The following is a 19,368-nucleotide window of genomic DNA, read 5'->3' on the forward strand; positions in this document are numbered from 1 at the left end:
TTACAATGGAAAAAGTGAAACAAACCTACGTCCTTTCTTTAGGGCTCGGGCTCAGTGTTGTCTTTAGTTCTTTCAGCGCACGTGCGCAGGAACATTTCAACCCTCATCTTTTGGAAACAGACAGCGCAGAAGTGCCAGCAATGGATCTCAGTCTGTTTGCCAAAGATGAGGTGCCGCCCGGGGACTATAACGTCGACATTTTTATCAACGGCAATCTGGTAGACAGTAAAACCCTCTCTTTTCGACGATTGAAAAGTGCCCCTACGTCAGACCGCACAGGGGCATGCTTAAACGTCACTCAGCTGAAAGCCTGGAACGTTCGTGTCGATAACTATTTTGGCGAACAGGAAAAAGCCAGCGAATGTGTGGATCTGTATGCCATCCCCGGCGCGGACGAAAAAATCGATCTGGCGCAGCAGCGTTTCGACCTGATCCTGCCGCAGGTTGCTTTATTTAACACCGCAAGGGGTTATGTTTCACCGGAGCGCTGGGATGAAGGGATCACGGCGGGTTTACTTAATTACAGCGTCTCAGGTCAACAGGATCTGCATCAACGCAACGGCACCGACAGCAGTAATCAGTTTCTTAGCCTGCAACCGGGGCTGAACGTAGGCGCCTGGCGCTTTCGCAACTATTCCACCTATACCCATTCCGAATCCGAAAATGACTGGGATTCCGTGTATACCTACGCCTCACGGGATATTAAATCTCTTAAAAGCCAGCTGGTACTGGGACAAGGAACCACGCGCGGCGGCATTTTTGATAGCGTCGGTTTCACCGGGGTGCAGATGTACTCGGATAACGATATGAAGCCGGACAGCATGCAAGGCTTCGCCCCTGTAATACGCGGTATAGCCCGCAGCAATGCCGAAGTGACGGTATACCAGAACGGTCACAGCATTTATAAGGCTACCGTGCCGCCGGGGCCGTTTGAATTCAGCGATATGTATCCGACCGGCAGCTCCGGCGACTTACAGGTGGTGATCAAAGAGTCCGACGGTACGCAAAGTAGCTTTATTGTGCCTTACGCCACGCTGCCGGTATTGCAACGTGAAGGTCAGGTGCAGTATGGCCTGGTGGCGGGCAAAACCCGTCAGGACGGGTCGGGTTCACGTGCAGAGGATTTTAACTTTATTCAGGGATCAGCGGCCTGGGGCGTCGGAAAAGGGATCACGCTTTACGGCGGCTATATTCAGGCGGAAGACAATTATTCCAACCTGATTGCCGGAACTGGTTTTAATATGGGCAGCGCCGGAGCGCTCTCATTTGATATTTCCCAGTCGTGGGCGGATATCCCGCAGCCGGACAACATGCGACAACAGGAACACCATAGCGGCCAGTCGTATCGCGTGCGCTACAGTAAGACGCTTCAGCAGACCAACACCGATATTGCCGTCGCCGGTTATAAATTTTCAACCCGGGATTATCTTTCGTTTCAGGACTTCCTCAATGACTGGGATCCGGGCAATAGCACTATTGATAATGGCCGGGAGCGAAACCGTTTTGATGTGACAATCTCACAGACGTTGCCTTTCGGCACCCTGTCACTGAGCATGTACGACGCCTCTTACTGGAACAGTGAACATGCGGACTCCATGAACCTGGGCTTCAGCAGCACGCTTGGACCGGTGTCGTACTCGCTGAACTATGCCCACTCTAAAAACGTCAATGGCGGTTACAATAACGATTCCGATAACTACGACGACGATAACGTCTTCTCGTTTAACCTGAGCGTACCGTTCAGCGCCTTCAGCCACAGTGAAGCGGCCCGGTCTGTTTCGGCTAACTATTCGATGAACAGTAGTAAAAACGGCGATACCACGCACAACATCGGAATTTCCGGTACCGCGATGCAGGAAAACCAGCTGAACTGGCAGGTTTCAGAAGGCTATAACGCCGATTCTGAAGCTACTAACGGCAATGTCACTGTGGGTTATCAAAGTACTTATGCCGATATGTCCGCAGGCTATAGCTACGACGATTACAGCCGACGAGTGAATTACAGCCTGCGCGGGGGCATGGTGCTGCATCGCGACGGTATCACCCTGGCGCGTCAGCTTAACGATAGCGTAGCGCTGGTTGAAACGCCGGGGGTTTCCGGTATGCCGATCAACGGGCAGACGAACGTTCATACCGATTATTTCGGTAACGCCATTGTGCCGTACGTTCGTCCGTATCACAGCAATTCGATCTCACTCAACACAGTGGATGCCAGCGATACTTCCGCGGCCATTGATAACATCGCCAAAACCGTGGTGCCGACCAAAGGGGCGGTAGTACGCGTGAAGTACAACACCTGGATTGGACAAAAGGCGATGATGACGCTGACCTACAACGGTAAACCGGTGCCGTTTGGCGCAGTAGTAACACAAACCAGCGGCGAGTCGGATGACACGCGCAGCAGTATTGTTGGCGACGGCGGGGAAGTGTATCTCGTCGGGCTCGCCGGGAAAGGGCGGTTAATTGTTAAGTGGGGGGAGAAGGCGAACAAGCAGTGCGCCGTTGATTACACACTTGCCGGCGCTAAAACAGAGGCCGATATTTTATTCATCAACGGGGTTTGCCATCCCGTATCGGGAGCAAATTAATGTCACGCTTCATTATTCTCCGTTCCGGCCTTAAATCGCTCATCGGCCCGGGAATGGTATTCATGCTGAGCGTGTCGCCGGCAATGGCGTACACCGATCGCAATGATATTGAGTTCCATGTCACCGGAAACATTATTGATGGCTCATGTAACGTCACCAAACCGGAGGCAGTCGACCTCGGGAAATATTACTGGAAAGACTTTGCCGTAGCGGGGGGGAACACAGGAAATGTGCCAGTGACCATCGCGTTTGACAGCTGCACCGCAGGGTTAAGCCAGGCAACGGTTACCTTTACAGGCGCACCTTACGCTGAAGATCCGGCTTATGCTTCTGTCATTTACGCCAATCAGGTGGCGGCAGATGCAGGCGGCGCGACCGATGTCGGCCTTCAGTTGTTTATCCGTGACCACGAACATCCCATCAGCGGTGTCGCGCTGGCCAACGGCGTGAGCTACCCGGTTGCGCTCGAAAACCAAACCGGCGCGATGACTTTTACTGCCCGAATGTATACCCCACATGGGACCCCAACACCGGGTGCATTCAGCAGTGCGATTACATTGAATGTTGTTTATAACTGAGCTTAAGTGAGCAGACTAATTTCATGTCAAAATATTTATATTATCTGGTGTTATTGCTGGGGACAGTCCCACTATTAAGTCATGCAGCCTGTAACCGGGATAACGGCGATGATGTTACCGTCACGACGATCCCATTACCCTCGAAACTGTTGGTCAGTGCGAAAAATTATACCTTTGGCGAAGTGTTATACGATTCTGGATATATCAGCGGGACGGATGGGGATGTCACGATTAAAAACTGTAGCAGGGATTATTACGTAGGATTTCATTATAACCCGACTCATTTAGCGTCGGCGTCGCCGGTGGGAGATAATATCTACCCGACCACGATACCGGGTATCGGCATTAAGACCTACACGCTTAACCAGGCCGGTCCGTATGATTATGAACGTGCGGTTGATAACTCATGGCAGTCCGGCGATGGCGAGAGCAGCCATACGCTGGCGGGCTCGGCCTATCGTGTGCAGTTGATTGCGACGGGGGGTACAATCCCGAGCGGTAATCTGGCCCTTGAGAGCGGCAAACTGGCGACGGTGGAATTTCGTGAAGGGCAGAGCAGTTCGGATAACGGTGATAATGCGTCAGAAGTCTATTTGTCAAATACGCAGATAGAAGTCTATGCGATGGGATGCTCAGCATCCGTTTCTTCCCTGCTGTTTAATATGGGCGATGTGGATACCTCTGCGTTTGATAATCTTAAGATGGTGGAAGGACCCGAACAGGATGTTGGTCTGAGCTGTCAGCCAGGCACCAACGTGACCATGACCATCAACGGGCCGCTTGCCGAGGGCGACAATGATAATGGCTCAGTGATTGCTTTAGACCAGTCTGAATCGGGTACGACGGCGACCGGTGTGGGGGTCGTGATATCAGCCTATCAACCGGCGCTACGCAGTTTTACCTACTGGGCCATTGGTCAGGAGGTGCAAGCTTTTAATTCCAGTCGTGTAAAAGCCGCATCACAAGGCAGTGGGCTTGGTGCCGATGGTACCGCGCTTGCTGATATCGGCTCCGCAACCACCTATAGCGATCCGGCAAATACAGGCGGGGCCGGAGAGTCTGAAACCTTACGTTTTAAAGCGTGGTATTACAAAACCAGTGACGTTGTCACGCCAGGGCAAGCAAATGCCACTGGGACAATCACCCTTAAATATAATTGATACCTTTGATCATGACAGGGGGTAGCGCTGCGGTTTATTTTTGTACACCTCTGCGCTACCGTTATGTGTTTCTGTCGTGTACATTTCCTCTGCGACCCTATTTATTCGGTGGAACTGACAATGATTACTAAACGGTCTGAGCCACGCTTTTCAGTCATTCTGTTAATTTTTGTGTGTCTTGTAGGATTATATTCTTTTAACGGTCACCTTAAGCCTCACGCCGGACAAAAAGGGGTTGCATGTATTTCTTACAAGCGGATCCTGCGTGAATCACCGTTACTGGCACAGGAAAAAAAGCAGAACGAAATACTTCTCGCATTAGCTAAAAAATCCGCGCTTGAAGTTGAGAAAAAATATTACGCTCTGCCAGAACCCTTGCGCCGTGAAATGAAAGCGATCGATGATATGAGTAAAAACACGCAACTGCGGGCAGAGCAGGGTCGCCTGCGGCATATAAGCCAGCGAGTCATATCTGATACCGTTGAAAAATACAGAATAGATCATCACTATTCGGTCGTTTTCAATAAAGATAGCGCCTCTACAGTGGATTATGGTCACGACATCAGTAATGAAATCATTAATGAATTACAGCATGTAAAAGTGGTGTACGGGCCGCGCCCTAATTTTGAAGATGCGACCCGGGAGCTTTTGCTCGCTCAACCTGTTTCCGCAGGATGAGTGATTTTACGCAGCCGGCTCGCGCTGACGATGACCGCTACCGCAGAAGCTGCCGCAGCGATCCACAGTGCAGCATGAATTGATCTCTCATTTGTCGCCAGCAGTACGCCCACAGCGGCGGCCCCCAGACATTGCCCGAACGTGCGCATAATGGATAATACACCGGATGCATAGCTCGCATAGTCACGACTAACGTTTGAGAGCATTTCCCGGTTATTGGGACTCTGAAAGCAGCCAAATCCCATCCCGCAAACCAGGTTTCGCAGGCAGATATCCCACATCGAAGGGCTGGCGGGTAACGTTGCCAGCAGAATCAAACCGACGACAAAAATCATCAGCCCCAGGGTTGAAATCACCGGGGCTGAAATCGTGTCCGCCCACCGGCCTGCATGCGGCGCAATCAGCACGATCCCTAACGGCCACGGCGTAAATAGCAGGGCAGAAATCACCGGACTGTAGCCGTATTCGCTCTGAAACAGGAAGGGTAGCGCAATAAAGGTGATACCCTGGCTGACAAAAGCAATCATCGACGTTAAGGCCGCGAGGGTAAAACGTTCATTTTTAAATATGGCTGGCGGCAGTAAGGGGTTATCCGTGCGGCGGATCTGCCAGATAAAAGCCATGCCGCTCAGCGCAGCGAGAACCGTCCAGCAAAGACTACCTGTGTGATACGTAGCATCCTGGAGGCTGTTCGCCGCCACGATCGTCGAACCCAACAGCAGCGCCGACAATATGGCGCCCAGGGTGTCAAAGGGCGCTTGCTTTCGAACCGCATCCCGCGGCAGCGATTTGACCGCCAGCAGCAAGGCGAGGGTGCCGGGAAGAACGTTTATCGCAAAAAGCCATTGCCAGCTCAGGGTGTGAAGGATCGTACCGCCCAATACCGGGCCGATAGCGGAGCTGGAGGCGATGAGCAGGGCGTGCAAACCCAGAATGCGGCCAAGCAATCGTCCGGGAAATACGGACCGCAGTATCGCGGGAGCAATACTCAGCGTCGCTGCGCCGCCGATCCCCTGAAGCACGCGCATACCGATAAGCACTTCGGGCGTTTTCGTCAGCGCGCAACCCAGCGATGTCAGGGTAAAGGTCGTCAGGCCTGCCAGAAATACGGGGCGATAACCCAGGCGGGCCGCAAGCGCCGCGAATATCGCCAGCGTCATTGCAGCCGCCAGCAGATACCCGTTGGCGAACCAGACGGCATAACTGGCTGGCACCTGCATCTCCTGAGCCATGGAGGGCAGGGCAATATTGATCATGGTGCCATCAAAAACGCCCATTAACGTGGTGGTCATTATCGCGGCCATCACCCGTGCGCGCGTCGGACCAGGCAGTCCATCGTCCCCGGGTTGGCTGGAAAAAAGCATCATCTTGTTGTCCTTAGAGAAGAGTGTGTGGATCACAAAACTATAAAGATGGCTTTTGCAGGGCGGAAGGCGCACCATTTACACTTTATCGTTGCATGAAACGCCTTATCTGAATATGCAGGGAGGAAGGAGATGTCCGAACCCGATTTTAATTTGCTGATAGCACTCGACATATTGCTGAGCGAAGCGAGCGTGGCAGGCGCGGCACGTCGTCTGAACCTCAGCACCTCGGCAATGAGCCGGACATTAAGCAGGTTACGCGACGTCACTGGCGACCCGATTCTGGTGCGCGCCGGACGTAACATGGTACTGACCCCGTGGGCCGAAGCGACCCGGGACCATGCCAGGCGTGCAGTGCACGAGGCCAGGGCGGTATTAAAGCCCTCAACTGAAACGTTCAGCGCGCGAAGCCTGGCGCGACTTTTTACCATCAGGGCAAACGATGGTTTTGTGGTGGCGTTTGGGCCTGCGCTTATAGCGGCTGTGGCCGACGCCGCGCCGGACGTCTGTATACGCTTTGCGCCTAAGCCGGAAAAAACGTCGCGCTATCTTCGGGAAGGGCTGGTTGATCTGGAGATTGGCGTCCAGAGTAATATGGGGCCTGAAATACGGCTGCAACGACTGTTTGAGGATCGGTTTGTGGGCGTCGTGCGTAAGGGGCATCCGCTGGCTAAGCAGGCAGAAATAGGGGTGAAGGATTATGTAGCCTGGGGCCATGTGGTAGCGTCACCCGAGGGTGCACTGCACGGATCCGTTGACGATGCGCTGGCCGAACTCGGAACAAAACGTAAAATCGCGAGCGTCGTACCGGGATTTCCGACGGCGCTGTCCGTGGCGGTGGCATCGGATCTTATCGCCATGATACCCGCGCTCTATTTACTCAATCAGCAGGTAACGGACCAGGTACACGTTTTCGAGCTGCCGTTCAAAAGCCGTCAAATTACGGTATCACAGATGTGGCACCCAAGAATGGAACGCGATCCCGCGCACCGCTGGCTGAGAGAGCAAATTCTCGCGATATGCAGAGTGAAGAGTTAAGGGTCCTGTATAGCGATTGCTATACGCGCCGCTTGTGCTATGCTTGTAAAGCAATTGCTATACAAGAGGTATACCCATGAAATCAGATGTTCAACTCAATCTTAGAGCCAAAGAATCCCAGCGGGCGCTTATCGATGCCGCCGCAGAGATCCTCCATAAATCACGTACTGACTTCATTCTGGAGATGGCCTGTCAGGCAGCCGAAAATGTGATCCTCGATCGGCGTGTATTCAATTTTAACGATGAACAGTATGCAGAGTTCATTGATATGCTTGATGCCCCGGTCGCCGACGATCCTGCCATAGAAAAACTGCTGGCAAGGAAACCTCAGTGGGACGTGTAACCGCCCCAGAGCCCTTATCCAGCGTCCATCAACTGGCGGAGTTCGTCAGTGGAGAGGCCGTACTTGACGAATGGTTAAAACAAAGAGGTCTGAAAAACCAGGCGCTTGGCGCAGCCCGAACGTTTGTCGTTTGTAAAACGGGCACAAAGCAGGTCGCGGGATTTTACTCTCTAGCTACCGGCAGCGTTAACCATACGGAAGCGACAGGTAATTTGCGGCGTAACATGCCGGATCCCATTCCTGTGATTATTCTTGCCCGTCTGGCTGTCGATGTCTCAATACGCGGAAATGGGTTGGGAGCCGATTTACTCCAGGATGCGGTTTTACGCTGTTATCGGGTAGCAGAGAATATTGGGGTGCGGGCGATCATGGTTCATGCACTCACTGAGGACGCCAAAGCGTTTTATATCCACCATGGTTTTAAAGCATCGCAGACTCAGGAACGGACACTGTTTCTCAGGCTTCCTCAGTAGCGATAAAGGGAAGGGGTAAATGCGATGAGCTTATCTGTTTGCGCAGGTATAAAAACCCATGAAGAAATCCCGCCGGTAGCGGCGGGATTTTTATGGAATGAATGTTCAGCGCGTCTGGCTAATAAGCTTGCGCCAGACTCTGTTATGCAAAGTAAATAGCAGCATCCTATAGAAAGCGGTAGAGAGGATACAGCTGCCGCTAAGCCCAAGCATGACAATACTAACATTTATGATTCCAACCTTAAGACTTAGATAATAGCAGCGTTAACTCAGCGTTCAAATCACAAACTCATTATCACCATAGTGCATTTAACTTATGTTGTGCGAGAATTCAGTTCATGAAAAAAATCATCAGTATAATATTGTTTTAAATAATTATTTAAATTAACAATCCTACTGGCTACATATATAACTTCATGAACTAACAGAAAAAAGGTGATGTTTGTCGATCTTATCGTTATCTGGTGACAACATGCTGGTACTGGTTTCGAGAAAGGATATCTGCGAGGTTTGCTTACGAAGCGACCATACGGAGGTAGCACTCTTCACAACCGCTAAGCTCAGTAAGAGAGAATGGCGGGAGTAATCCCCGCCATTCTCGATGTTGTTTTGTAACTTCAAAGCACCTACACTTCAAAAAAATACAGGATGGTTCACTAACAATGTCCAGCACAGCGCCAAATTATTCATTCAGAATATTCGAGAGGCGTCCCTCAATGTGAACGGAACCTAGTTGCAGATAAATTGCATACAAGAGCATGATTTGATTAAATGATCCAAAATAGCATTGTGGTTTGGCAAGGGAAAGCGCCATGGTGCTATTCCATTGTCATCAATTGCCCGGAAGTCTGCGGAAACCAGGCCGCTGGCTCCCATCTGGATAGGGGTTAGTGAAGAATAATGGAGAATGGAAGGGCAGCCGGAAAAGTGTCGCTGCAGCCTCAGTACAAACATCAATTCGTCACCCTATACGTGTAAGAGCAGCTGCGCTTTTTCATGGAGAAACTCAGGCGGTGGATGTACATCTTGACCATTCAGGGATTGCTCCGAAGGACGGCCAGATTTTTGCGTATGATGCAAAATACGGACAGTTTATCCCGGTCATGTCTGGTGGCGGAACGATGATTCAGCGTAATCGAAGAGCTAAGGGCAGCAAATATGCAGGACTGCTAGCTGTCAGAAAATCAAAATAAGCCCTGAAAAGGGCTATTTTGTAAGCTCCAGGTGGTGTTATTTGATTTCTCACTCTTAGACTAGCCCCGTAGATCACCAGGTACTTCGCCTCTCTTAAAATAAGAGGTAGTCTTAGAACTTAATAGTATTTAGACTGGAATTCATTAATTCCATTGATAATCAAATCAAAGTACTCATTTAACTTCTCTCTTGCAATGAACTTATTATTAAGCTCTGCAGGATGAATTGATAATGTTAATTCGAATATGTACTCATCATCATTTGAATCCAGAACGCTTCTATTGTCACGTTCAGGTAAATAAATATAAGCCCTGGACAGTCTAAAGTTATAAAGTACGTGCTGAGGTATATATGACACTAACTCATGAAATCTATTAACATTATTGACGTCAAAAATAAACCAGGCCGAAAAAAACCTATCAGTTTCAATGTCTAAGGAAGATATCAAATCAGACCAATTTCGTTGTAGATGGAATTTATCTAGATCTTCCAGACGCGCATTTGATGACCGCATCAATCGGCAAAAATCAAGTTCTTTAAACTTTTCAGCCAGCTTTTCAAAACTTACATTTCGACATGCTTCTAACTTCTCTATTAGTTCCTGATCCGAACGGTATGCCTCTTCGTGATCATCCCAGTTACCCTCCCGCTTCATACCATATAAATAATTGTTGATATAAGGTGAATAGTAATCGTAGTGATCTGGGTCATAGTGGTCACTAAACTGGAAGTATGATCTTAGTTTTACATCAAATAAATAACATTGACCATCCTCTAAAGCGTACCCGTCGCCTAAGTAATGTTTAATTTCAGCGGAGCTATATTTTGGCCTATCTGCGTTTGGATACATGTAATCCAAGTACCATGTATAATTTCCATTTTTGTCGTCAAAATATACTGACCTAACCCGTATGAAATGATTTTTCGGCATTTCAATTGACTCAATCTCCTCAATTCTTTTACTTATACTTTCAAAATGGTGCTCATGATATGAGCCGATTCTATTGGCTAAGTGAAAATAGTAACCTTTATAATTTACTACCCAATGATTAGGATTTTCAGTCGCATATACTTTCCAAGAAGTTGCTTCTGATGATACTGGGAAAAAACGTTGAGCCACTCGCCAAAGGGCTGGGGTTGAAAGCGCCTGCTCAATAAAAACATAATCCCAATATATGGCTGTAATATCATTCTTTGGATTATTAGTAATTGATTCAAGTCGGTCGACAACAGCTGATGATGGCTGAGTCGAGCACGCCAAAATAAAGCCTGTAGCACCATGTTGAGAACATGAATCAACAATATCATCAAGATCCTTGATTCCTACCGATCCGCCTCCGTTAGCATTATGCTTGCATTGAATTAACCACTTCTTTTGACTGGGTGCGAAGAAGCTTTTATGTTCTTCAATACAAACGAGATCTCGACCACCATCTGGCCCCACACCACTCCAATAGACCTTAAACCCTTTAGAAAAAAGCAACTCCCTAATAAGGAGTTCAAATTCTTTCCCGTCTTTATCTAACTCTTTGAAATTTAACATTTATGAATCTCACCGTTCATAGGATAATAAAACTAAATCAATACTTCAGCAATACTATTATGGAGTGTCTCTACAGTCATTATCCTCACGATATGGACTTGGAGCGGTTTCTAGTTAGTTGGTACGTTACGCTACGACTTAACTTCAGGCTAGCAAAGGTCGCGGGTGACGGTTCTGCCAGGCCAATAACCTGGCTCCGAGCATGAGCCGGCGTGGCAACTGCCGGGATAATGCTGTAGCCGAATCGTTCTTCAGTTCACTGAAAAAAGAACGCATCAGGAAGAGAATATACAAAACCCGGGATCTGGCCCGGGCGATATCTTCGATTACATCGAAGTGTTTTACAACCGGGCCCGGCGCCACAGCCACCTGGGGGGCATCAGCCCAGAGGTCTTTGAACAGGCCTCGTCGTGAGGACAGGATATGTCTACGGCCGTGGAGTCAGTCCATGGGGAATTTCAGGGTGTAAACTCATCACGACCAGAGAAGACCGTAACAGATTTGGCCCCCTGGAGAGCGCAACATACAAATCACTTGCCCCCATGTTTCCCACATCCAGTATCAGCGCGTGATCGCATTCCAGCCCTTTCAGAAGAAGAGTTTAGCCTATTTAACGGTGCGATACGCGTCCTTCCCCCTGGTATCTACGTTGTTCACGGATAATTGATGCTGACTCTCTAATGCTTTTGTTAGGTGAGCTGATAGACAGATTTACGCATCTTTTAGTCCGACCCTAAATACACGCGTTTCTTCCTTTTCTTCGAGCAAAAGGAATTGTAAGTATCCCGGCAGAACCCTACCATTACGCTGTACACAATGACGTCGGCGCTACCAGACCGCCATCGACAGTGTATCCAGTACCAAGCCGCGCGTTAGTGTTTGTTTCATCGACCAGTCCACCACATTACGGGCAAAAGAGTCCTATTCCCCTCAGGAAAATCCACTTCGAACGATGCGGCTTTGACGTGCCTGAAGACGCACCTTAAGGTATTATTTGCACCAAATTTTCTACGATGAATACAACACATCGCAAGGTTTCCTTCTTAGCAGGATGATTCATGAACGACAAAATTAGTCAGGATACTATCAACAAAGCCCTGTGGGCCGCGTGCGATACCTTCCGTGGCACAATTAGCGCCGATACCTATAAAGACTTTATTCTTACCATGCTGTTCCTCAAGTACATTTCGGATGTCTGGCAGGATCACTATGACGCATACAAAGCGCAGTATGGTGATGCGCCGGAGCTGATTGAAGCGATGATGGCAAACGAACGTTTCGTGTTGCCGAAAAACGCCAGTTTCTATGCGCTGTATGAGCGTCGTCATGAGCCGGGTAATGGTGAGCGTATCGACCAGGCATTGCATGCCATTGAAGAAGCCAACGGCACCAAACTGAAAGATGCCGGGAAAAGCGTGTTCCAGGACATCTCGTTTAACACTGACCGTCTGGGTGAAGAAAAACAGAAGAATACTATTCTGCGACAACTGCTGGAAGACTTTGCCGGTGAAGCTCTGAACCTGAAGCCGAGCCGCGTGGGTACGCTGGACGTGATCGGTAACGCTTACGAATATCTGATCAAAAACTTTGCCGCCAGTGGTGGGCAAAAAGCAGGAGAGTTCTATACTCCGCCGGAAGTTTCGGACCTGATTGCTGAACTGCTGGATCCGCAGCCCGGTGATACCATCTGCGATCCGGCCTGTGGTTCTGGTTCGTTGTTAATGAAGTGCGGGCGTAAAATCGTCTCCGGACATGATAGCCGCAACTATGCGCTGTTCGGTCAGGAAGCAATTGGCTCCACCTGGTCGCTGGCGAAAATGAACATGTTCCTGCACGGCGAAGACAACCACAAAATAGAGTGGGGCGATACCATTCGCAACCCGAAACTGCTTGATAAAAACGGCGACTTGATGCTGTTTGATATCGTGACCGCCAACCCGCCGTTTAGCCTGGATAAGTGGGGCCATGATGAGGCCGAGCAGGACAAGTTTGGTCGCTTCCGTCGCGGCGTGCCACCGAAAACCAAAGGGGATTACGCCTTTATTCTGCATATGATTGAAACCCTGAAACCGGGAACTGGTCGTATGGGTGTAGTGGTGCCACACGGTGTGTTGTTCCGTGGCTCCAGCGAAGGCAAAATTCGCCAGAAACTGATTGATGAAAACCTGCTGGATGCGGTAATTGGCCTGCCAGAAAAGCTGTTTTACGGTACCGGTATTCCAGCTGCAATTTTGATTTTCAAAAAACAGAAAGTGGATGACAAGGTGCTGTTTATCGATGCTAGTCGTGAATACAAAGCGGGTAAAAACCAAAACCAGCTCAGCGCAGAAAATATCCAGAAAATCGTTAATACCTATCGCGAAGGCGATAACGTTGAGAAATACGCCTATCTCGCCAGCCTGAAGGAGATTCAAGACAACGACTACAACCTCAATATTCCGCGCTATGTCGACACCTTTGAGGAAGAGGACGAAATTGATTTGCTGGCCGTGCGTAAAGAGAGAGAGCAACTGAAGGTGGAACTGGCGAAACTGGAAACGGAGATGGCAGGGTATTTAAAGGAGTTGGGTTATGGTGCCTAAGGGTTGGTCACACACAACTTTTGAGAAACACATTGATTGCTTAACCGGTTTTGCTTTTTCTAGTACTGAATATTCGGCTGAAGAACACGATATCAGATTGCTAAGGGGAGACAATATTGAACCTGGTAAGCTTCGCTGGATAAATGCTAAACGTTGGCCTCGAAACGTACAAGGAAATATGGATAAATATTTTCTTTTGGAAGGCGATTTTGTTATAGCTCTTGATCGTACATGGATATCAGGTGGCTTAAAAGTTGCTGAAGTGACTTGTGATGATCTGCCTTGCTTGCTTGTGCAACGAGTTGCTCGAATCCGAGCAAAAAAAACCTTGGCGCAAGGGTTACTCCGCCAGTATTTCTCAGGATACAAATTTGAGCAATACGTTAAGCTTACTCAGACAGCTACAGCTGTACCTCATATCAGCCCCAACGATATTAAGCAGTTTTCGTTATTACTTCCCCCTATTGCGGAACAAAAGAAAATCGCTCAAATCCTGTCAACCTGGGATAAGGCAATTGCGGTGACTGAAAAGCTTCTCACCAACAGTCAGCAGCAGAAAAAAGCCCTGATGCAGCAATTGCTTACCGGTAAGAAACGTTTGCTGGATGAGAATGGGGAGAGGTTTAGTGGGGAGTGGAAGTTTAAAAGAATAAGTGAAATAGCAACGCGTGTTCAACGTAAAAATGATACTTCCGAACATCCTATTTTAACAATATCTTCTTTGTCTGGATTTGTCAGGCAGGATGAGCGTTATAGCCGTTATATGGCGGGAGAGAGTATAAAAAATTATATCCTGCTTAAAAAAGGCGAGTTTGCATATAACAAAGGAAACTCAAAAACATACGAGTTTGGATGTGTTTTTGATCTTGATAAATACGAAGCAGGACTCGTACCTCATGTCTACGTATGTTTTAAATTAAAACAAGGTCTTAGTCATCGTTATTTTAAGTATTTATTTGAGGCCGATTACCTCAAGCCACAGTTAGGGGCGCTAGTTAACACTGGGGTCAGAAATAATGGATTGTTAAATATTAAGCCAACAGAATTTATGGAAACACGAGTCCCGGTTCCATGTTTTGAAGAGCAGGAGCGAATCGCCGATATGTTATATAACTCCAGCAGGATTATACGAGTTCTTCAGGGCAAGCTCGCCTGCCTGAAAGAAGAGAAAAAAGCCCTGATGCAGCAATTACTGACCGGGAAACGCCGTGTCAAAGTAGAAATGGAAGAGACCGTTAACGCATAACACGGAGAACAAGGAACGCTCATGAATCAATCGTACACGCCAAAATTCCAGGAAGAATACAGCGCCAAAATTCCGGCTCTAACGTTACTGAGCAGCCTCGGCTGGACGTTTTTATCCCCAAAAAAGATTATGGATTACCGGGGCTATAAACTGGATGAGGTGGTGCTACGCCCGATTCTGCGTGAGGCGTTGTCGAAGCGTTCCTTTATGGCGGGCGGTAAAACATGTCTCTTATCGGAAAAAGCGCTGGATAACCTGATATCGCAGGTATGTTCCCCGGCGCTGAACGAAGGGCTGCTAAAAGCCAATGAACGGATGTATAACCATCTGCTCTACGGTATCGCCGTCACGGAGTTTGTCGATGGCAAGAAAGTGAACCCTACCATTGCGCTGATTGACTGGGAACACCCGCAAAATAACCAGTTCCACTTTGCCGAGGAGTTCTCGGTGCTGCGCTCAGGTGGTGTCGAAACCCGCAGACCGGATATCGTCTGCTTTGTGAATGGTATCCCGCTTGCCGTGATTGAGGCGAAAAGCCCGGTCGGACACGGCAAAAAGGGGCCAACCATTGACGAGGGGATATCCCAGAGTATCCGCAATCAGCTCAACGATGAAATCCCGCAACTGTTTGCCTACAGTCAGTTGCTGCTGTCAATTAACGGGCATGACGGTCGCTATGGCACTTGCCATACACCGATGAAGTTCTGGGCGGCATGGCGTGAAGAAGATATTACCGATGCGCAGATGTACGCCATCCGCAATCATCCGCTATCTACTGAGCAAATTGATGCGTTGTTTGCCCATCGCCCGGCAGCCGATCTTAAGTGGTATCAGCAGTTAATTGCTGCCGGTGAACTGGCCGTCAGCGGGCAGGACAAGCTGCTGATCAGTCTGTCGTCGCCAGAACGCCTGCTGGAGATGACCCGCTTCTTTACCCTGTTCGACAAAAAGAACGGTAAAATTGTCGCCCGCTATCAGCAGGTATTCGGTATTAAAAGACTACTGGAACGCATCAGTACTCGCAGGCCAGACGGTGGCAGGGAAGGTGGTGTCATCTGGCATACCACGGGTTCCGGTAAATCTTACACTATGGTGTTCCTCAGTAAGGCGCTGATTTTGCACGACAGCCTGAAGCAGTGCCGTATCGTGGTGGTGACAGATCGCATCGATCTTGAGGAACAGCTCAGCGGTACCTTTGCGTCTGGCGGCGAATTGGCCGGGAAAAAAGACAAAGCTAATGCAATGGCGACGTCCGGGCAGATGCTGGCGAAACAGATCGGCTCCGGCAAAGAACGTATTATCTTCACCCTGATACAGAAATTTAACTCAGCGACAAAACTGCCTGAATGCGTTAATACCAGCCCCGATATTATCGTCTTGATTGATGAAGGGCACCGCAGTCAGGGTGGCGAAAACCATGTGCGGATGAAACTGGCGCTGCCGAATGCCGCCTTTGTGGCATTCACCGGTACGCCACTGCTCAAAGAAGATAAGACCACCAACAAATTTGGCCCGATTGTCCATGCCTATACTATGCAGCGGGCGGTGGAAGATCAGGCCGTTACACCGCTTCTCTATGAAGAGCGTATTCCGGATCTTGAGGTGAATGACCGCGCGATTGACGCTTGGTTTGACCGCATTACCGATGGTCTGAGCGATGCGCAAAAGGCTGACCTCAAGCGTAAGTATGCCCGTAAAGGTGAGGTTTACAGTGCAGATGATCGTATTCGCCTGATTGCGCTGGATATCGCCACACACTTCTCGAAAAATATTGATGAGGGTCTGAAAGGACAACTTGCCTGCGACAGCAAAATCTCTGCCATTAAATATAAAAAGTATCTTGATGAAGCCGGTTTGTTTGAATCAGCGGTGGTGATAAGCCCCCCGGATACCCGGGAAGGAAACACCGAGGTGGATGAAAGCAAGCTGCCGGAAGTAACAAAATGGTGGAAGGATAATGTCGGTACGCAGGATGAATCTGTATACACCCGCAATATCATTAGCCGGTTCGATACCGATGATCATCTCAAGCTGCTGATCGTCGTCGATAAACTGCTGACCGGGTTTGATGAACCCAAAAATACCGTGCTGTATATCGACAAGCCGCTTAAGTCACACAATCTTATTCAGGCTATTGCGCGGGTAAACCGGCTACATCCGCTGAAGAAGTTCGGCCTGTTGATTGATTATCGCGGCATACTGGCCGAGCTGGATACGACCATGAGCAAATATCAGGATCTCGCTTCCCGGACCCAGGGTGGCTATGACATCAAAGATATTGATGGGTTGTACAGCGCCATGAGCTCTGAGTACAAACGACTGCCGCATCTGTATAACCAGCTGTGGGCGATTTTTGCCGGTGTCAAAAATAAGAACGACACGGAGCAGTTGCGCGCGGTACTGGTGCCCAAAATAGAAGAGCTTGACGGGGAGATGCTGGATATTCATCAGAAAACCCGCGATGACTTCTTTGAAGCGTTAACCGCTTTTGCCGGATGCCTGAAAGTAGCATTGCAATCCGCAACCTTCTTCACCGATAAGAGTTTTACGGAACAAGATCGAAACCTCTATAAAGAGACGGTAAAACAGATGACCAGCCTGCGCCAGTGGGCGATGCAGGTCAGTGGTGAGCAGGTCAATTATGACGACTACGCAGAACAGGTGAAAAAACTGCTGAATAAGCATGTTACTGGTGTCGCGGTTCGTGAACCGGATGGCGTATATGAAGTGGGCAAGATGGGTAAAACTGAAAAGCCGGAAGAGTGGGATAACAACAAGACCCGCAATGAGACCGACATTATTAAAACCCGCGTAACGAAAATGATTGAACAGGAACTGCGCGACGATCCCTATGCTCAGGAGACATTCTCAAAACTCCTGCGTATGGTTATCGAAGAGACAGAAAAACTGTTCGACCACCCGCTGAAGCAATATCTCCTGTTCCGCGAGTTTGAGGCGCAGGTGGAAGCCCGCAAACTCAGCGATATCCCGGATGCGCTGGCCGTAAGCAAACATGCGCAAGCATACTACGGAGTATTCAAAAAAGAGCTACCTGAGGTTTTCGCGGTAAACGATGTTCAGGTTCAGGATAAATGGACGAAGCTGGCTTTCGAGGTGGACACTATTATTGTCAAAGCGGTTGCGGAAAACTCCCTTAATCCTCAGGATATTGAGAAAGCCGTTAAGACAAACCTGTTGCCACAGCTGTTTACGGCCTGTCGTGAGATCGGTGCTGGAATGAATCAGGTAAACCGTATCGTTGAAACCATCATTCAGATCCTGCGCGTTGGTTTGATGAAATCATGAGTGAGAAAAAGTCACCATCCATAAATGCTGTACGGTTTGTTTATGGTGATGAAACCATAGTGGTGCAGTGTACTCCACGGCAGGTCGTTAAAGGCAGGATACTTATCAAGGTTCATCCGGACTGCCGGGTCGTCGCATCTGTACCACCCGGAACGCCGGAGCAGGAAGTGCTGTCTGCGCTGAAAAAACGAGGGCGCTGGATATACCAGCAACTGCGGGATTTCAGAGAACAACAGACGCATATCGTCCCGCGCCAGTACGTGAGTGGCGAAAGCCATTACTATCTTGGCAAGCAATACCAGTTGAAAGTCACTGAAGACGCTACTGTTCCGCAGCGAGTAAAAATGCTGCGGGGACGTCTGGAAGTCACAGTCAGACAAAAATCTGCGGAACGCGTGAAGGCGTTGCTTACTGAGTGGTATCGGGAACGCGCCAGAGATGTGTTCCAACGCAGGCTGGATTTATTGATCCCGCAAACCTTATGGGTAAGTGAGCGTCCGCCGATCCGTTTGCGAGCCATGCAAACACAATGGGGAAATTGCTCTGCAAAAGGTTGCCTGACACTTAACCCATGGCTGGTAAAAGCGTCCTCAGAATGTATCGACTATGTATTGCTGCACGAGTTATGTCACGTCGCTGAGCACAATCACAGCGAGGAATTTTACCGGCTAATGGGGCAGGTTATGCCCGGATGGGAAAAGGTAAAAAAACGCCTGGACGGGATGGCCGGGATGCTGTTGGTTGATATGTAGTTTGATTACTTACCGATCCATGAATTGCCTATAATGGCTAACTATTCAGGGTTATCGTAATTAACGCTTCTCTCCAGTAATAAAAAAGGCCTTTACCGAATGTTTGCATTGCTTCATCCCGAGCGGAATGTTTCGCATTAAAGAACCAGTTTTTTCGCGAATAGCTTCAACGTCTACAGGTCTGGATGACGTATAGTCGAAATATTGGCCGTATCATCCAGCTTGTCTTTTTGTTTTAGAACGATTGTTTCTCGGGCTTTCCGTGTCAAATTAGTCTGATTGGTATAACGATCATCGGATATAGCCGTGACTCTGATGCAGCCAACAATGCAGTTCGCGCCGCCAAAAAGCCCGGAGCAACAGGATATTCAGGCTCTGCACCGGGCAAGACAGCGTATTGTCAATCATCGTACTGCGACAGTCTGCCAAATCAGGGGACTGCTGCTCGACCGGGGAATAACAATCGGCGCGGCAGCACGCTTTGGCTTACTATTGAACTTCACTAGTGAGCCCGTCAGTGCTT

General features: G+C 49.0%; 15 protein-coding genes and 2 pseudogenes. 15 read left to right on the forward strand and 2 right to left on the reverse strand.

Translation table 11 applies throughout. The annotated features are described in order from the left end of the window. Positions 1–5 precede the first annotated feature (5 nt). The 4 genes from ACOTZP_RS01610 to ACOTZP_RS01625 all read left to right on the forward strand — a co-directional run bounded on the left by ACOTZP_RS01610 (position 6) and on the right by ACOTZP_RS01625 (position 5,004). Positions 6–2,588 carry a fimbria/pilus outer membrane usher protein gene (locus ACOTZP_RS01610; RefSeq protein WP_271074736.1) on the forward strand — a complete coding sequence of 861 codons (2,583 nt, stop codon included), beginning with the start codon at positions 6–8 and terminating at the stop codon, positions 2,586–2,588. Next, on the forward strand, positions 2,588–3,166 hold the full coding sequence (locus ACOTZP_RS01615; protein ID WP_022648146.1) for a fimbrial protein: 579 nt from the start codon (positions 2,588–2,590) through the stop codon (positions 3,164–3,166). Before ACOTZP_RS01610 ends, ACOTZP_RS01615 begins: the two co-directional genes overlap by 1 nt. 23 nt (positions 3,167–3,189) lie before the next feature. Then, complete coding sequence (locus tag ACOTZP_RS01620; RefSeq protein ID WP_271074737.1) at positions 3,190–4,326, forward strand: type 1 fimbrial protein; 1,137 nt, start codon at positions 3,190–3,192, stop codon at positions 4,324–4,326. A gap of 120 nt (positions 4,327–4,446) precedes the next feature. Continuing rightward, the gene (locus tag ACOTZP_RS01625; protein WP_045622668.1) at positions 4,447–5,004 is read left to right on the forward strand and encodes an OmpH family outer membrane protein; all 558 of its coding nucleotides are present in this window, start codon (positions 4,447–4,449) and stop codon (positions 5,002–5,004) included. Here ACOTZP_RS01625 and ACOTZP_RS01630 read toward each other — a convergent pair. Beyond that, positions 4,983–6,371: an MFS transporter gene (locus tag ACOTZP_RS01630; protein ID WP_271074738.1), complete on the reverse strand. Its 1,389-nt coding sequence runs from the start codon at positions 6,369–6,371 to the stop codon at positions 4,983–4,985. The genes ACOTZP_RS01625 and ACOTZP_RS01630 overlap by 22 nt on opposite strands. Before the next feature lie 129 nt (positions 6,372–6,500). On the opposite strand from ACOTZP_RS01630, the gene ACOTZP_RS01635 reads away from it, so the two are divergent. The 5 genes from ACOTZP_RS01635 (at position 6,501) to ACOTZP_RS01655 (ending at position 9,415) form a co-directional block, all read left to right on the forward strand. Further along, positions 6,501–7,406: a LysR family transcriptional regulator gene (locus tag ACOTZP_RS01635; protein WP_271074739.1), complete on the forward strand. Its 906-nt coding sequence runs from the start codon at positions 6,501–6,503 to the stop codon at positions 7,404–7,406. Between the two features lie 76 nt (positions 7,407–7,482). Further along, the gene (locus tag ACOTZP_RS01640) at positions 7,483–7,749 is read left to right on the forward strand and encodes a DUF1778 domain-containing protein (protein ID WP_003857131.1); all 267 of its coding nucleotides are present in this window, start codon (positions 7,483–7,485) and stop codon (positions 7,747–7,749) included. Beyond that, a complete protein-coding gene (locus ACOTZP_RS01645) occupies positions 7,737–8,222 on the forward strand; it encodes a GNAT family N-acetyltransferase (protein WP_063137753.1) in 486 nt (161 codons plus the stop codon). The genes ACOTZP_RS01640 and ACOTZP_RS01645 overlap by 13 nt, the downstream gene beginning before the upstream one ends. 472 nt (positions 8,223–8,694) lie before the next feature. Further along, entirely contained in the window at positions 8,695–8,808 is a 114-nt protein-coding gene (locus ACOTZP_RS01650) for a Hok/Gef family protein (protein WP_121909848.1), read from the forward strand. Between the two features lie 304 nt (positions 8,809–9,112). Beyond that, positions 9,113–9,415, forward strand: coding sequence for a hypothetical protein (locus ACOTZP_RS01655; protein WP_157507578.1), 303 nt, complete (start codon positions 9,113–9,115; stop codon positions 9,413–9,415). 119 nt (positions 9,416–9,534) lie between these two features. On the opposite strand, the gene ACOTZP_RS01660 is transcribed toward ACOTZP_RS01655, so the two are convergent. Continuing rightward, complete coding sequence (locus ACOTZP_RS01660; RefSeq protein ID WP_421633590.1) at positions 9,535–10,959, reverse strand: restriction endonuclease; 1,425 nt, start codon at positions 10,957–10,959, stop codon at positions 9,535–9,537. Positions 10,960–11,128: 169 nt separating this feature from the next. Between ACOTZP_RS01660 and ACOTZP_RS01665 the strand changes: the two are divergent. The 6 genes and pseudogenes from ACOTZP_RS01665 to ACOTZP_RS01690 form a co-directional block, all read left to right on the forward strand. Continuing rightward, a pseudogene (locus tag ACOTZP_RS01665) lies at positions 11,129–11,373 on the forward strand (IS3 family transposase); the annotation flags it as partial. A 644-nt stretch (positions 11,374–12,017) separates the two neighbouring features. Continuing rightward, positions 12,018–13,541 carry a type I restriction-modification system subunit M gene (locus tag ACOTZP_RS01670; protein ID WP_121909742.1) on the forward strand — a complete coding sequence of 508 codons (1,524 nt, stop codon included), beginning with the start codon at positions 12,018–12,020 and terminating at the stop codon, positions 13,539–13,541. Next, the gene (locus ACOTZP_RS01675) at positions 13,531–14,787 is read left to right on the forward strand and encodes a restriction endonuclease subunit S (RefSeq protein ID WP_121909740.1); all 1,257 of its coding nucleotides are present in this window, start codon (positions 13,531–13,533) and stop codon (positions 14,785–14,787) included. Before ACOTZP_RS01670 ends, ACOTZP_RS01675 begins: the two co-directional genes overlap by 11 nt. 21 nt (positions 14,788–14,808) lie before the next feature. Continuing rightward, positions 14,809–18,093: a type I restriction endonuclease subunit R gene (locus tag ACOTZP_RS01680; protein ID WP_421633591.1), complete on the forward strand. Its 3,285-nt coding sequence runs from the start codon at positions 14,809–14,811 to the stop codon at positions 18,091–18,093. Continuing rightward, positions 18,090–18,845 (forward strand): M48 family metallopeptidase, encoded by a 756-nt coding sequence (locus ACOTZP_RS01685; protein ID WP_121909736.1) that lies wholly within the window; start codon positions 18,090–18,092, stop codon positions 18,843–18,845. The genes ACOTZP_RS01680 and ACOTZP_RS01685 overlap by 4 nt, the downstream gene beginning before the upstream one ends. Positions 18,846–19,145: 300 nt before the next feature. After that, positions 19,146–19,319: pseudogene (locus ACOTZP_RS01690) on the forward strand (IS110 family transposase); the annotation flags it as partial. Between the last annotated feature and the right edge of the window lie 49 nt (positions 19,320–19,368).

It is taken from the genome of Enterobacter cloacae complex sp. SYL001 (assembly GCF_049237025.1).
Classification (GTDB): Bacteria; Pseudomonadota; Gammaproteobacteria; order Enterobacterales; family Enterobacteriaceae; genus Enterobacter; species Enterobacter intestinihominis.